The 13,667-nt window shown below is 42.1% G+C and carries 14 protein-coding genes and 1 pseudogene; 7 read left to right on the top strand and 8 right to left on the bottom strand.

Going from position 1 to position 13,667, the window contains the following annotated elements; all coding sequences use genetic code 11:
• Positions 1 to 270 precede the first annotated feature (270 nt).
• The 7 genes from DXA05_RS24935 (at position 271) to DXA05_RS24910 (ending at position 7,282) form a co-directional block, all read left to right on the top strand.
• Entirely contained in the window at positions 271 to 507 is a 237-nt protein-coding gene (locus DXA05_RS24935) for a helix-turn-helix transcriptional regulator (RefSeq protein ID WP_128859745.1), read from the top strand.
• On the top strand, positions 508 to 1,833 hold the full coding sequence (gene dcm, locus DXA05_RS24930; RefSeq protein ID WP_128859744.1) for a DNA (cytosine-5-)-methyltransferase: 1,326 nt from the start codon (positions 508 to 510) through the stop codon (positions 1,831 to 1,833).
• A 139-nt stretch (positions 1,834 to 1,972) separates the two neighbouring features.
• A complete protein-coding gene (locus tag DXA05_RS24925; RefSeq protein ID WP_347812622.1) occupies positions 1,973 to 3,370 on the top strand; it encodes an ATP-binding protein in 1,398 nt (465 codons plus the stop codon).
• The gene (locus DXA05_RS24920; RefSeq protein ID WP_284515702.1) at positions 3,370 to 5,070 is read left to right on the top strand and encodes a Z1 domain-containing protein; all 1,701 of its coding nucleotides are present in this window, start codon (positions 3,370 to 3,372) and stop codon (positions 5,068 to 5,070) included. Before DXA05_RS24925 ends, DXA05_RS24920 begins: the two co-directional genes overlap by 1 nt.
• Complete coding sequence (locus DXA05_RS28200; RefSeq protein ID WP_284515701.1) at positions 5,019 to 5,558, top strand: hypothetical protein; 540 nt, start codon at positions 5,019 to 5,021, stop codon at positions 5,556 to 5,558. Before DXA05_RS24920 ends, DXA05_RS28200 begins: the two co-directional genes overlap by 52 nt.
• Before the next feature lies 1 nt (position 5,559).
• Positions 5,560 to 6,549 carry a PD-(D/E)XK motif protein gene (locus tag DXA05_RS24915; RefSeq protein WP_128859743.1) on the top strand — a complete coding sequence of 330 codons (990 nt, stop codon included), beginning with the start codon at positions 5,560 to 5,562 and terminating at the stop codon, positions 6,547 to 6,549.
• A 1-nt stretch (position 6,550) separates the two neighbouring features.
• A complete protein-coding gene (locus DXA05_RS24910) occupies positions 6,551 to 7,282 on the top strand; it encodes a hypothetical protein (protein ID WP_128859742.1) in 732 nt (243 codons plus the stop codon).
• A gap of 76 nt (positions 7,283 to 7,358) precedes the next feature.
• Here DXA05_RS24910 and DXA05_RS24905 read toward each other — a convergent pair whose 3' ends face one another.
• From DXA05_RS24905 to DXA05_RS24870, 8 genes and pseudogenes are all read right to left on the bottom strand, one after another.
• Complete coding sequence (locus tag DXA05_RS24905; protein ID WP_128859741.1) at positions 7,359 to 7,664, bottom strand: hypothetical protein; 306 nt, start codon at positions 7,662 to 7,664, stop codon at positions 7,359 to 7,361.
• A 21-nt stretch (positions 7,665 to 7,685) separates the two neighbouring features.
• A complete protein-coding gene (locus DXA05_RS24900; protein ID WP_128859740.1) occupies positions 7,686 to 8,234 on the bottom strand; it encodes a hypothetical protein in 549 nt (182 codons plus the stop codon).
• Between the two features lie 18 nt (positions 8,235 to 8,252).
• Positions 8,253 to 9,518 carry a relaxase/mobilization nuclease domain-containing protein gene (locus tag DXA05_RS24895; RefSeq protein ID WP_128859739.1) on the bottom strand — a complete coding sequence of 422 codons (1,266 nt, stop codon included), beginning with the start codon at positions 9,516 to 9,518 and terminating at the stop codon, positions 8,253 to 8,255.
• Positions 9,515 to 9,910: a hypothetical protein gene (locus tag DXA05_RS24890; protein WP_128859738.1), complete on the bottom strand. Its 396-nt coding sequence runs from the start codon at positions 9,908 to 9,910 to the stop codon at positions 9,515 to 9,517. Before DXA05_RS24890 ends, DXA05_RS24895 begins: the two co-directional genes overlap by 4 nt.
• 259 nt (positions 9,911 to 10,169) lie before the next feature.
• On the bottom strand, positions 10,170 to 10,982 hold the full coding sequence (locus tag DXA05_RS24885; protein ID WP_128859737.1) for a hypothetical protein: 813 nt from the start codon (positions 10,980 to 10,982) through the stop codon (positions 10,170 to 10,172).
• A gap of 111 nt (positions 10,983 to 11,093) precedes the next feature.
• Complete coding sequence (locus tag DXA05_RS24880; RefSeq protein WP_007837364.1) at positions 11,094 to 11,531, bottom strand: helix-turn-helix domain-containing protein; 438 nt, start codon at positions 11,529 to 11,531, stop codon at positions 11,094 to 11,096.
• 25 nt (positions 11,532 to 11,556) lie between these two features.
• Positions 11,557 to 12,693, bottom strand: a pseudogene (locus DXA05_RS24875) (site-specific integrase).
• Between the two features lie 339 nt (positions 12,694 to 13,032).
• A partial coding sequence (locus DXA05_RS24870; RefSeq protein WP_128859736.1) for a DNA-binding protein occupies positions 13,033 to 13,667 on the bottom strand: 635 nt, incomplete at its 5' end.

Raw genomic sequence — 13,667 nt, 5'->3', positions numbered from 1 at the left:
TTGCAAGGGGGCTGCAAAGATGGTCAAAAACGGGTGTCTTGTACCTTGGTTGTATCTCTATCGGCATATATGGCTGATATACAATGCAGGTTAATAATTCGGCGGCAATCAAATCCAAATTTCTGGGTTGAAATGTTCATCAGTATGGTGATTTGGAGCGAAAAATTGAAATAAACGCTAAAAAAATAGAGTTTAAATAGTATATTTTGCTGAAATTCCAAATGTTTCTGGATTTTTTTGTGTATTTTTGCAGCAAAATATTGATTCATCATGGACAGAGAACTAATAAATAGAATAAAAGTGGTGCTGGCTGAAAAGAACCTCACAAATAAATGGCTTGCTGAGAAACTCAACAAAGATCAAGGTACAGTGTCGAAATGGGTAACCAATACAAGCCAGCCCGACTTGAAGACACTAATTCAAATAGCCCAATGTCTTGATGTCGGCATTCAAGATTTACTTAGAGAACCTGTTCAGAATATTAACGTAAATAGTATAAAACAATAAATGGCAAAACTTAAATTCATAGATTTGTTCGCTGGATTAGGCGGCTTTCACCTGGCTTTAGAAAAGTTAGGCTGTGAATGCGTTTTTGCCAGTGAGATTCAAACAGAACTACGAACCCTTTATGAGAGGAATCATGGGATTATATGCCATGGTGATATAAATGAAGTGGATATAGAAAAAGACATCCCTGAACACGATATTTTGTGTGGCGGATTTCCATGCCAGCCATTTTCTCAAGCTGGCAAACAAGAGGGGTTCGGTGACGAGAATAGAGGAAATCTATTCTATAAAATTTGGGATATACTGCAATGCAAGAAACCTGAATTCGTTTTTCTTGAAAATGTACCTAATCTAAAATCCCACGATGAAGGGAATACTTATAGAGTAATACATGAGACTCTTTCAAAGTTGTATGATATACAAGACGACATAATCTCTCCTCACTATTTTGGAATTCCCCAACATAGAACAAGAATATATATAGTTGGTAGATTGAAGTCAAAAGGTGGACTTAAAGATTTCAGATTCCCAGAACATATTGAACGCCCAGAATGTAACATCAACGACATTCTTGTTCCCGATGACACGGATTATATGTCTTTAAGGCCTATTACACGCAAACACATGGCAGCATGGCAAAAATTCTTGGATTTGTTGTACGAGAATCATTGTTCTCTGCCCACATTCCCTATATGGGCGATGGAATTTGGCGCGACATATAGTTATGATGGAGCCGCCCCATATTTTCAAAAAAGAACCCAATTACAGGGAAAAAAAGGCAAATTTGGCGAAGATATTATTGGTAACTCAAAAGACGATTATCTACAGCAGCTACCTGTGTATGCGCAGGGAAAACCCAAAGGCGGGAACAGACAATTCCCAGATTGGAAGAAACTCTTTATTAAACAAAACAGAGAGTTCTATCAGAAAAATAAAATTTGGATTGATACATGGATCGAAGAAATCCGTCAACCCGGATTTGAGAATAGTCATCAGAAATTCGAATGGAACTGTGGAATGGAGGAACATCCTAACCTCTACACAAAAATCATACAGTTCCGACCATCGGGTATAAGGGTCAAGCAACCGACGTATTCTCCTGCTCTTGTACTTACAACAACTCAGATTCCTATTATTCCTTGGGTTATCACGCCTAATGGAGAAAAAGGCAGGTATATGACAAGGAAAGAAGGCGCAAAACTACAGTGTATGCAGGATCTGAAAGAATACCCTGATACGATTGCCAGTGCATTCAAGGCATTTGGTAATGCAGTAAACGTGGAAGTCGTGAAACTTATAGCAGAAAATTTGATTAAATTGACATGAAGCAAATAGAAAGAGTCTCAATAGCATTGAAACCTAACGTGTACAGCACATTTAGGAATCTCAATAATACTGTCTCAAACACGTTGGGGGAGTATGTTGATAATGCTGTCCAGAGCTATCTTGATCATAGAGAAAGACTATTACAGGTAGATGGACCAGAATACAACTAATCGTTTCTATTGTTATCGACTGGGAAACCAGAGCTATTTATATTCGTGATAATGCAGCTGGAATAGATGCTCAAAACTATGAAAGGGCATTTGAACCAGCACATATACCATTGGATGATACGGGGCTTAATGAGTTCGGCATGGGTATGAAGACAGCCTCTGTTTGGTTGGCCAATAAATGGAGTGTACGGACGAAAGCCCTTGACGAAGAAGTGGAGCGATTCACGACTTTTGATTTAGAAAAAGTAACATCAGAAGAGAAAGAAGATCTTGTAGTAACGGAAAATCCTAAACCTGCCTATGAGCATTACACAGAGATTATCTTGACTGACTTGTCTTTTAATGCGCCGAAAGTTATGCAAATGGACAAGATAAAAAGGCATTTGTCAAGTATTTATAGACATTTTTTACGTAGTGGGCAAGTCGAAATATCCGTGAATGGAACTATACTCGAAGCACCAAACTATAACATACTAAAAGCTCCGTTTTATAAGACTCCAGAAGGTGAAGACATTGTATGGAAAAAAGAAATAGATTTTGAGATTGACCACTATAAAGCAAAAGGTTTTATTGCCATCTTAGATAAAATCCAAAACAATGCAAATGGATTGGTGCTAATGAGACGTGGCAGAGTTATCGTGGGTGGAGGCGATGAACGATATTTTCCCCCTGTTCTTTTCGGTCAGTCTGGTAGTTTTAGATATAGAAGATTGTTCGGTGAATTAGAGCTTGAAGGATTTGAAGTGTCCTTTAATAAAAATGGATTTAGAGAAGAGGAGGATTTGTATTTGCTCATGGAAGGCATCCGTGATGAGCTAAAAGCTGACGAACCTAGTCTTCTCAGCCAAACAGATAACTACAGACAGCGAGGGAAAGAACAATTTGAGAAGATTTCCAAGGCCATAAAGAAAGACTTGGAAAAGAAGTCAAAGCCCAAGCAACTTTCCAGACAGGTAAGTGAAGTTGAAAACAAAATCAACAACTCACAATACCTCCAGAAAAATGAAGAAAAAATAATTAAGGCAGAAGTCCTGGATAGTTGTAGTGAGACGTTTAAGTATAACGGTAAAAGTTATATACTTAAAATGGAATTAGTTACAGAGGCCGAGACAGACTCTTTGTATTCTGTAGTGAAGGAAAATAGTGAAGATGTAACAGTTTCTGAGGCGACTCCAATAGTATGCAAGGTAAATCTAGCACATCCGTTCTTCACTCGGTTTGACCAATTCAAAAAAGGGCAAGATTACACGCCAATTATAGCAATATTTAAAGCACTGACTTTGGCTGAAATAATGGCTCCAGACAAAGGAACTAAATTCGCATCTAATGTCAGAATTTTGTTTAATCAAAGTATTATTCAGTTGTAATGGAAATAGAAATTGTAAAAAAGAGCAACATAGGCTTTTCTCCCGAACTTGGAGATATGACACATGAATTACTTTCGCGATTAAGTGAGAAAGTTGATAGTGAAGGTATTGACGTACTAAAAAAAGAGACAGTCGATATACTTTCAAAGTGTACTGATCCAAATAAACGAGAATGCCAGTCGGTAACGAATCTTGTAGTCGGATACGTTCAGAGCGGTAAAACCATGTCTTTTACAACATTATCTGCACTTGCACATGACAATGGCTTTCGGGTAATTATATATTTTGCTGGTACGAAGAATAATCTGCTATCTCAAACGACTAAACGATTGAGAAAGGATTTGATTAATGGGAATGTTAACTCCAAGCATTATAAATTGTTTGAAAATCCCACAAAGAACGACTCACAAAGAATCCGTAATGCACTTTCTCTGAGTTCCAAACCAACCATTTTAATTACTGTATTAAAACATCATAAGTATATCTCAGAGTTGGCTGCTATGTTCGATAATGTGCAAATAAAGAATACCGTAGCTAAGTCAGGAGTGCTCATTATTGATGACGAGGCAGACCAGGCAAGTTTGAATGGCTACGCATATAAAAACAGCAAGTCTCAGGAATGGGAAGACGATGAATATACCACAACATATAGTAGCATATTGAAGTTGCGTGGCGCATTAGACAACCATTCATATGTACAATATACTGCAACGCCGCAAGGACCACTGCTTATAAGTATTATGGATTTGCTTTCCCCAAAGCATCATACAGTGTTGACCCCTGGCAAAGGTTACACGGGTGGAAAAACGTTCTTTTGTGACCAGCCTGGACTTGTAATCACAATACAACCAGAACAAGTCTATCATACCAAACATAATGATTTGACTAACTGTCCAGATTCTTTAGTTAATGCTCTGCAACTCCATATAATGGGAGTGGCAATCATAGTGAACATCAAGGAGAAAGAATCTTTTTTATCCATGATGGTTCATGCTGATAGAGAGCAGGATGCGAGTGAGAAATTTTATGGTTGGATTAAAAATTTGATAGATGCATGGGCTAATATGTTGGCAAACGGAGAACTTGATCCAGGTTATCAAGAACTAAAACTATCGTTTCAATCGAACTACGAGGAAGCTATCCGTTTGTATAAGAGTCACGAAGAAGACTATCCTTCTTTTGAAGAAATATGGGAATATGTTTATGATATTATTCTTGATACTAACATAGAACTTGTGATTAGTAGAAATAAACGTCAAGGCGAAAATAAAGAAATTGATTGGTCTAGTAGTTGCTCTCACATATTAGTAGGAGCTGATATGCTGAACAGAGGATTTACAGTGGAACACCTTGCTGTAACATACATGCCACGATATAGTGTTGGCAAATCAACCGCCGACACTATTCAACAGAGATGTAGATTTTTTGGCTATAAAAAGAATTATTTATGGTCTTGTCGAGTATTTCTTCCTTTCGAGGCTATTCTTGAATACAGAGAATATGTGGAGCATGAGGAGGAAATGAGGAATTGGCTATTAGAGAATAAGAGCCTTGAAGATGTTGAACGTCTTCTCCTGATTTCCAACAGATTAAATGCGACAAGGAAAAATATCCTGTCAAAAAATACTGTGACGACGAAGTTGTCTGGATGGCGCAAAATGAACGCATTCCAAGCATCTCAGAAAACACCTCATTCATAGAGAATTTCCTTTCAAAACATGAGTGGAAATTGTATGATGACTATAAAACGACTGATAGAAATCATGCTTATGTAAAAATTCCGATTCAAGAATTAATTGAGTTCTTGACAGAATTCAAATTCCAAAATATGCCAGATGCTGCCCGCAAACAAGCAACTTTGCGCTATATAAAGTACCTGACAACTAAAACGTCATCCCCGCTCAGTCATGCCTACATTATACACATGGCCTATAAAGGTGATGCGCGTATACGTGCTTTCAATGTTGAAACGCAACGACTCGTTAACCTGCACTCTGGACGCTCAACAACGGAAAGTTCGGTTTATCCTGGAGATGCTGCAATTAAGTTTGAGGACTCACTAACAATTCAGATACATAAAGTTAAATTAAAATGTGATTCTCTGATTTGGTCTGGTAGAGAGGCCTATACGATTGCTATTTACTATCCTGAAGACTTTGCAATAAACTATGTTGAAACGGAGGAATAAAATGAAGAATACGATTCATCAAATATTCAAAAAGTTATTGTGTAACGATTCTTTAACTGAGAATTGTTACACAGTAGCTAACATCCCACCCATAAAGGCACATAAACTTGGTATTGATAGGGAGGGAAGACCTATGTTCTTCATACAAAGTACAATAACCGATAAAGTTCCTAACATCAACTTAGAAATGATGTCTGTACAATTCAACGAATTGTGTAGGCTAAAGAAAAACAATGTTCCCAAAAACATCATTGAGAGTTATTATACAGTAATAACCTTAAAGACCGACTTGCCTGACTATGTTAGATATTTTCTTGATATAGTATGTATTGTATTGGAAAAGATTGGTGAGACTCCATCACAGCAGGTGTTATTGACAGAAATACAGAAGATAATAGACTTGTTTAGGCGTTTCTCAGCACCTCCTTTGAAAACAATTCAAGGATTGTGGGCGGAATTGTTTGTGATTGAAAGAGCAAACAACCCTAAATATTTGGTTAAATCATGGCACACATCAGCCATAGATACATTTGATTTCAATGATGGAACTGACAAAATAGAAGTTAAGAGTACTTCGCGAAGCAATAGAATTCATCATTTTTCTCATAACCAACTTACACCAAACAAAGGGTCAAACGTTGTTATCGCCTCAATTCAAATAGTTCAATCAGGAATGGGGAAAAGCATTCATGATTTGAGGGAATCTATCGAATCTAAGTTGAATGAACCAGACTTGCGATTTAAACTAATTGATGTCATAACAAAAACGTTAGGGGCTGATTTTGACAAAGCGCATGAATTTAGTTTTGATTATGCGTTAGCATGTGATTCCTACCGCCTCTTCGATATAAACGACATCCCGTGTATAGATGGTTATAGTATTCCTGAAGAGATAGATAACATCCATTATGATTGTAATTTATCCTCTGTGAAGTCTGTCGAAGCACCAACTGTATCATATCCCCAAAGTGAATTATTTAAAGCCTTGTGAAATGAAAACAGAGAAGATTTTGCCAGAGACATTGCTTCAACTCATGCTCAATGTGTTTGGGGCTGCCCCAGATTTTGTATATAAAAGTGGCATCCAGCCTTTTTTAATGGAGATAGGGGGAAGAGAATTCTATATCTATGTTAAAAATCTTTCGTCTGCATATTTCAAGACTAGACCAGATACGACAAGAGCTCAGTTGCCTGTTAGGGAAGATTTCGAGGAAATCAAACTTTCTGCGATTCCTTTTGTCTTTCTTGGATATGACAGTGTCAATGATGTAATTGTCTGTTGGAATTATCACACAGCCAAACAAAGATTAAACGAAAGGAAGAGTGTTTCTTTCTATTCAAGAAGTTATTTTCAAGAAGAAGTCGTTTCTGGCGAGTTTTTAAGAAAAGAACTTAAAAATGGAGACACACCTGTATTGTTCAAAAGAAAAGATATAATAACCTTCTTCCGGTCTATTGATTCATTCTTTGGGAAACCTACAGGAAGTGAAGATGTAAAAGACATCATCGTTGATGGTAAAATAAACAATATCACCGATAAGACGTTGCTACAGAAACTTAAACCACTTCTCAATACAGATACACCACATACATTAGAGGCAATAAAGGTGACACAACAGTATTATGGTGATTTACCACAAATGAAATTTAGAGATTGGGCAAACCTTGTGAAAAATGTACAATTTAGTGTTTCAAACGAGGAAATGAAATGCGACCATAAATAGTGAAATAATGGTATGCTATTCATCTGTAACCGACTTATTATAAATGACATCCTATAATAAGTCGGTTATCGTTCTTTTAGCGTTTTAGCCCATTGCTCTCCTTTGGAAGATCATTAGCTATTGCTTCAAGTTCCCTATCTATTTTTGTAAGTTCTGACCTTGTCAACGCATAGATGCAGTCGATAGTCAGACGACTGGTGGCAATTTTACGATGTGCGAGGATGGTCTCTTCGCCACCGATGGAGGGGCGGTTAGCACCGCTTGCCTCCAGATAGTCGTTTACTGCGTCACGCATGGTGAACTGTCTCATGCCTGTCTTTGCCCAGTAGATAAGGGCATCAGCAGCTGCTTTTCTTGTCTTGCTGTATTCGTTGTCTGTCATAATCTTGATTTTTTGAGTTTGCTAAAAAAGTTTGATACATATCCAAATGGTTATTTCAACCAAGATGATTGCCCAACTCACAAAAGCCAAGCCGAACATCCAAGCATAGGTGCGACCGTTGAAGTAAGCACCTTCTTCGATATTTCGGATTCGTTTGAGTTCTTTCTGCTGGTGAGCGAACAGTGCTGTTATCCGCTTCTCAAACTCGTCAAGGGCTTGCTTGAAGGCAGAAATGGCGGTGTTGTTCCGCTCGTCCAACTGGGCAAGTCCTTCATCATTGATGCCAACTTTGAGGTTGCTTTGCTCAGCCTTGACTATGGCATTGCATATTCCGTCAACGATGTTCTCCGTACTCCTGTGGGCAGCCATAAGTGCCACCTTCGTTGATTCCAACCTCCGATAGGCATTGCCCAGTTCCTCCTTTGCGTCATTGAGAACTTTCTTGGCTGATTCTATCTCTTCCAGAGTCACCTTGATTTCGTCCTTGCCTCTCTCTATGTTCTCGTCCTCCTGCATCTGATTGTACAGGTTAAGCACATCCTGTGTGGCATCTTTCTTGTTTCTTCCCATACAGTTTTTACTTGAAAGTTATCGTTTCCTGCCTCTCTTTATCGGCTTGCAGAGGCTGTTTGCTTGCCTTGCGCAGCGTCTTGCCCAGTCACGGTCATCCTCGTCCTTGTCACGTCCCCAACCACTGCCAGGACTGCCACCGCCACCGCAGGACTCAGACATCGATGTGGCAGCATCGAGGTAGTCCATGAAGAGCAGCATAGCCACATTCAGAATGTCGTTGTGGCTTGCAGATCCATTCTCAGGGACTTCGATACAACTGTTCATCGTGTCGTATGCAGTTCTCGGCATGACTATGTTGAAACGCTCGCCATCGACTTCAATAATCTTTCTCAATCTGGCAGGAAGGACAAGTTTGCCATCATAGGTTGTCCGAGACTGACCACTTGAAACTGCCGTATTTCTGCTGTCCAATGTGGTAGTGTTTGGAGCAGGTGACGAAGGTCTTTGACCAACTGCAACAGGTGTTGTCTGTGGGTGCAACTTACGGAAGGTGTTCCCGATTTTCGATGCTGTGAGGTTTCTGCCTACACCCAGTTCTGATGCCTTGATGGTCGTTCTGCCGAACTTGAAGCGATAGCCATGCACCCTGCCTTGACCAGTCTTGTCACGGATAAGCTCGATGTCATATCCCTTTGCCTTCAATCGTTCGGCATATTCATCCCAGTCAAAGAACGGCATTGAGCGCAACACATCCATACATGTTTTGGTCACCTCCGCAATACGCTCCTGACGAATATCCATGGCATCCTTCCAGCCATGACGCTTATTGACTGCTTTCGCAGCCATCACCGCACGCTCACCGATGAACTTCACATCATTGAGATTACCATCCATGTCGATGCGGTTCACCACAAGATGCAGGTGGGGAATACCACTCTTGGAGTCACGGTGAAGGGCGGCAAAATACTGCGAGTTGGCTATGTTGGTCGGCTTGACCGAAGTTGCTGCCTTGCCCTTCTTCTTCCCGATGTGGTTCACCTTGGAGATGCCATCCAACTCACGGATGAACTCGTCAAGGAATCTCCTCCAGTCTTCCATCGTCCAGTTTCGTGCCTCCTCCTCAGATGGGGAAAGTTCAAAGCGGATGGACGTCAGTTCGATGGGCTTCTTGGCATACTTCTGCTTGAACATGGACTGATGCAGCACCATTTCGTCCCACATGCCCATAGGCGGCAGACCCTCGCTGAGATGGTTGGTCTTGACGATGTCAGCACGGTTGTTCTTGGTTGCGTAATTGGTCATTGCCTGACCATGCTGAATTGCTGATGCTTTTGCTATCATAACATATCTAAGAATTTGTCCCTAATGCGACTCAGTTCCTCTATCAGGGTGTTGATGCCTTGAAGCCAACGTTCCATGAAGTCGACTCTCTTGAAGAGTTTCAGTCTCTCTGTCTGTGGCAGGGCATGAAGCGCATTGCGCACATAAACCAGTTCAGACCTTGCCCCGATTAAGCCCTTCAAGGATTCCTCCTGCCCTTCGGTCATGGGTAGGGACGGCTTGTGACCGATGCCTAAGTCATGGAGATAGGTGCTCTTGCTCCTGCCTGACAATCGGGCATTATGCACCACCTCATCGTATTCTTCTTCTGTGAAACGAACGTCAATGTGTCTGGTCTTCGGAGGTCTCTTCATTGAGGTCTTCTCCGTGTTGTTATTCTTGACTTTTGCCATTGTAAATGGGGTTTGTAAAGTTTATACTCTGATATAACAGGACAGCCAATGTGAGCCTGCGAACATTCAAGAATGCCAGTAGGAAGCGGTGGGCGAAGCGAAACCGTCTGACACTGGTACTTCTTGTTTAGACCTCCGAAAAAACTACGGCTAATAGAGGTGGCGACTCCTGGATGGCGTGTCTGTTAGGACAGTCAATAGTTGAAATAAGGGAAAAGGAGAAATGGCATCATGAGTGCCTTGGGGTGTTGTGTGCGTCTTACCGCTCCGTGTTATTCTCAAAGAGTTTCTCATCGGCTGGAGGCTGCAAGAGACAACCCTCGTCATCATAGACAGGAGGCGGCAGCAATTCAACAGATGGAGTCTCTCCGCCTTGGTTGTAATCATCTTCTGATAGCTGTCCAACCTCATACTCAAAATAGGTATCACCTTTCTCTTCCCTTTGTTTGAAGTCTTGTGGTATCGGAGAAGAATCTGAAAGTCCATCCCCGATGACATGAGAATTAACGGAAGGGGAAGCAGTGTTATAAGGGGCAGGAACATGGGACTGCTGAACGTCAGCAGTGGCAGGATTGACACTGCTGTCTTTCTGCTGACCTATGCCATTGGAGAGATTGCCTCCCGAAGAGTAAGCGGTATCTGATGGGACATCGGACACCGGTTTCTCTTGGGTGGCGGAAGTCACGGTTTGACGGTTATAGAAAGGGTTCTTGATGGCTTCCTTGATGCCGTCAACGTACCAGAAGGCGATGCAGAGTATAGTATGGATGGAGGTGCGGTTGTTCCTCTCGGTTGAGAGAATACCCACCTGATTGAACAGTTCCACCACCTTTGCCGCTGTCTTGCGGTCACACTTCCAAAGGGCAGACAACTCAACGGTTGAGATGGCAAACTGCCCGATGGAGAGTGAAGAGGAGAAGCCTGTCTTCTGATAAACACTTGGCTTGATGGAAGCCACAGATACAAAAGTGTCGAAGGCGGTCATGCGGTGGAAGCCCTGCCTGTCATCCTTCAAGAAATCGAGCTGCTCCTTGGTCAGCAGGATTCCGTATTTTATGCTTTGGTTACTCATCTTGAAAAACTGGTTATAAGTGAAACGGATTACTCAGCAAAGAGAAAATGAATGTTTATTCTTTTTCCCTTTCGTAAAAAAGTAGATTCCGTGGTTCTATTGTCCATCATGTCATTCTTCTCCATTGGGTAATCTCTCATCCTTGTCCCTCTTAATGGAGGAAGGCTTGTTCTTCTTGCTCTTCTGCAACATTGCCAGATGAGCCTCGAAGTCTGCCTGTTCCTCCTGGGTCGGTTCGTAGGGCTTATCCCAAGAGCCGCCTGACTCAATCCATTTTATCAGCTGGTCTTTGAAGAAGTAGAGCGTGTTCCCTCTCTTGTAGAAAGGGATGCGCCTCTCGGATGTGTAAGCATAGAGCGAAGAGACCTTCTTTCGTACAAAGGCACTTGCCTCTCTGATGTCCATAAGAACATGGTTATCCTCGTTCGGAGCATTGCCTATTCTCTGACCAATGTCATCAAGACGGGTCATCATCGTATTGACCTTTGTCAGAAGTTCGCCAACTGCACTGGGCAGTTGGTCGAACGATAGTGATTTGTTATCTTCCATTTGTTATCCTGATTATGTTATTCACTTATGTCTGGTCACTCTCTGCTTTGGTTGGCATTTTGAGCGAGATACGTTCTGCCGCATCACGTTTGAGTTCGTCCACCACATCGGCATACACCTGAGTAGTGGCAAGATTGCTATGGGTAAGCAGCTTGCTCACGGTGTAGATGTCTGTTCCCTCTGCCAGTTGTAAAGTGGCGAAGGTATGTCGGAAGCAGTGGAATGTGATGTGCTTCTCGATGCCGGAAGCCTTTATCCACGGTTTGAGGTACAATGTCACTGTACTGTTCGTGAGGTTCTTGAATACCTGCCTGTGCCTCGCTCACCACATAGTTGCAGAGCCTCTTCGCTGATAGGCAGGATTGCAGCGGTGGAAGTCTTCTTTGTGATAATGTCCATTCCCCAGCCGCCATCAGCCAACTTGACGATGTTCTCCCACTGGAGTCTGATGCAATCAGAGAGGCGAAGACCAGTGAGGCAGGAGAAGAGACCAGCACGGCGAAGGACATCACTCTTGCATGGAGTCTGAGACAACTGCAACAGTTCTTCCTTGGTGAGGAACTGCCGCTTGTTGCCATGAGCTTGGCACGCACAAGTTTCTTGGCAATGTTCTCTTTGAGCAGTCCGTCTTCGTAAGCAATGGCAAGGATGCACTTCAACTTGGTAAGGTTGTTGTTGGCAGTCGTACCCATCATGCGTTTGCCATTGTGCATACAGGCATCCGACAGCAGGTAGTCAAGAAACCCCTGGCAGTACGGAACTGTAAGGTCACAGAAACGACACTCACCATGGGTGTAGTTGTGGAAGTGCATGTAGGCGGTAGCCAGTTCTGGCTGCTGCCACGTTCAATCATGAGGTTCTTGAAGTATTCCAAGAAACTCTCCTTGCCCTTGTTGCGGTCGAGGAAACCATATTCCTCATTGATGATGGACTCAGTCCTGCGGCACTTGATTATTTCCGCTTTCTGAATCATACTCTTGTTATACTCTTGCTGGAAGCGTTCAACAGGGTTGGTGTAGATGTAAAGACCAAGGTACTCCCTGCGTGAGAGCTTGCCTGTCTTCGGGTTGCGGACTGGAGGATAGAAATCCAAATAGAGGGAAGTCTGTCCGTTCTTGATAGGTCGTTTCCGCACGGTGACCTTTGTACAAATGTTTGTCATATTGTTACTATTTTATTATTGTTTATGATATGTATCTGTGGATGCAAATAGCCTTTGTTGCAACGTCTTAACTCTCAAATCCGATGCAAAGTTAGATTGCCGTGAAAAGAGAAAAGTAATGATGGCTTCAAATACTGTCTGAATTTAACCTGAATTTGCTTTTGAGTATGATTTTACGCTAAAAATCAGACTTAAAATAGGTGTCTGATGCGCTTTTTATCTTATATCCGTTTCTCTGTGTTGAGAGTTTGTTTCGACCGTCAATGATGGCAGTTTCAGACCATTTGCAACGGCATGGGTCGTATATGAGTTTATTTGCAACAGTCGTTGTCTTGGTTCTCACTTCCGCTTTGCCTTGGTCGAAGTGCTACTTTTCTCTGCCTTCTTGCGTGCTGCCTCCCAGTCTGCTTTCAGATAGTAGTTGGCTCTTCCGCCTTTGAACTTTCGGATTCTCACTCCATGAGTTTCTGCAAATCTGCGTACCTGTGTCTTGCCCAATCCGTAGAGCTTCATGATGTCGAAGCAGGTGTACCAGTCATCGGAAATGTTCTTTCCCTGTTCTTCATTATAAAGCCCGATGACCCTCTCTACATCTTCTTTCTTGAAGCATGTCGTACCCCATGCGTGGACTGATTGGAGTTGGTAGCGGTTGCGGACTTCATAGAATCTGCCATACTTTATATCAAAGGTGCTCAACACCTCTGCCATCGTGTAATGGGTGTCGTGGGTTACTCCATCAGGTGCTCTTTCCCCAGCCTTGGGAGTCTTGCGACACTTCGCCAACTTGTTGACAGAGCCTGTCTCGGCATCTTTCAACCTTTGTGCCTTCTTGGGAGTTGTCCCTTCTAACGATAGGGAAGAAGGGAGAACTACCTGATAACCTTGTTCCTTGGCTATTTCAAGGAGGTCTTGCAAATAGATTCTTGTCATGCGCGTACCTAAATTTACGGCTCTGAGCTGCCTTGGCGAATAAG

Origin of the sequence: Bacteroides sp. AM54-2NS, from assembly GCF_003602935.1 — a bacterium.
Taxonomy (GTDB): Bacteria; Bacteroidota; Bacteroidia; order Bacteroidales; family Bacteroidaceae; genus Bacteroides; species Bacteroides xylanisolvens.
This window is presented reverse-complemented; position numbering and strand designations above follow the sequence as displayed.

Coding starts and splice junctions, on each gene's coding strand:
- DXA05_RS24935 (WP_128859745.1), top strand. CDS start 271: ATGGACAGAGAACTAATAAATAGAATAAAAGTGGTGCTGGCTGAAAAG.
- dcm (WP_128859744.1), top strand. CDS start 508: ATGGCAAAACTTAAATTCATAGATTTGTTCGCTGGATTAGGCGGCTTT.
- DXA05_RS24920 (WP_284515702.1), top strand. CDS start 3,370: ATGGAAATAGAAATTGTAAAAAAGAGCAACATAGGCTTTTCTCCCGAA.
- DXA05_RS28200 (WP_284515701.1), top strand. CDS start 5,019: ATGGCGCAAAATGAACGCATTCCAAGCATCTCAGAAAACACCTCATTC.
- DXA05_RS24915 (WP_128859743.1), top strand. CDS start 5,560: ATGAAGAATACGATTCATCAAATATTCAAAAAGTTATTGTGTAACGAT.
- DXA05_RS24910 (WP_128859742.1), top strand. CDS start 6,551: ATGAAAACAGAGAAGATTTTGCCAGAGACATTGCTTCAACTCATGCTC.
- DXA05_RS24905 (WP_128859741.1), bottom strand. CDS start 7,664: ATGACAGACAACGAATACAGCAAGACAAGAAAAGCAGCTGCTGATGCC.
- DXA05_RS24900 (WP_128859740.1), bottom strand. CDS start 8,234: ATGGGAAGAAACAAGAAAGATGCCACACAGGATGTGCTTAACCTGTAC.
- DXA05_RS24895 (WP_128859739.1), bottom strand. CDS start 9,518: ATGATAGCAAAAGCATCAGCAATTCAGCATGGTCAGGCAATGACCAAT.
- DXA05_RS24890 (WP_128859738.1), bottom strand. CDS start 9,910: ATGGCAAAAGTCAAGAATAACAACACGGAGAAGACCTCAATGAAGAGA.
- DXA05_RS24885 (WP_128859737.1), bottom strand. CDS start 10,982: ATGAGTAACCAAAGCATAAAATACGGAATCCTGCTGACCAAGGAGCAG.
- DXA05_RS24880 (WP_007837364.1), bottom strand. CDS start 11,531: ATGGAAGATAACAAATCACTATCGTTCGACCAACTGCCCAGTGCAGTT.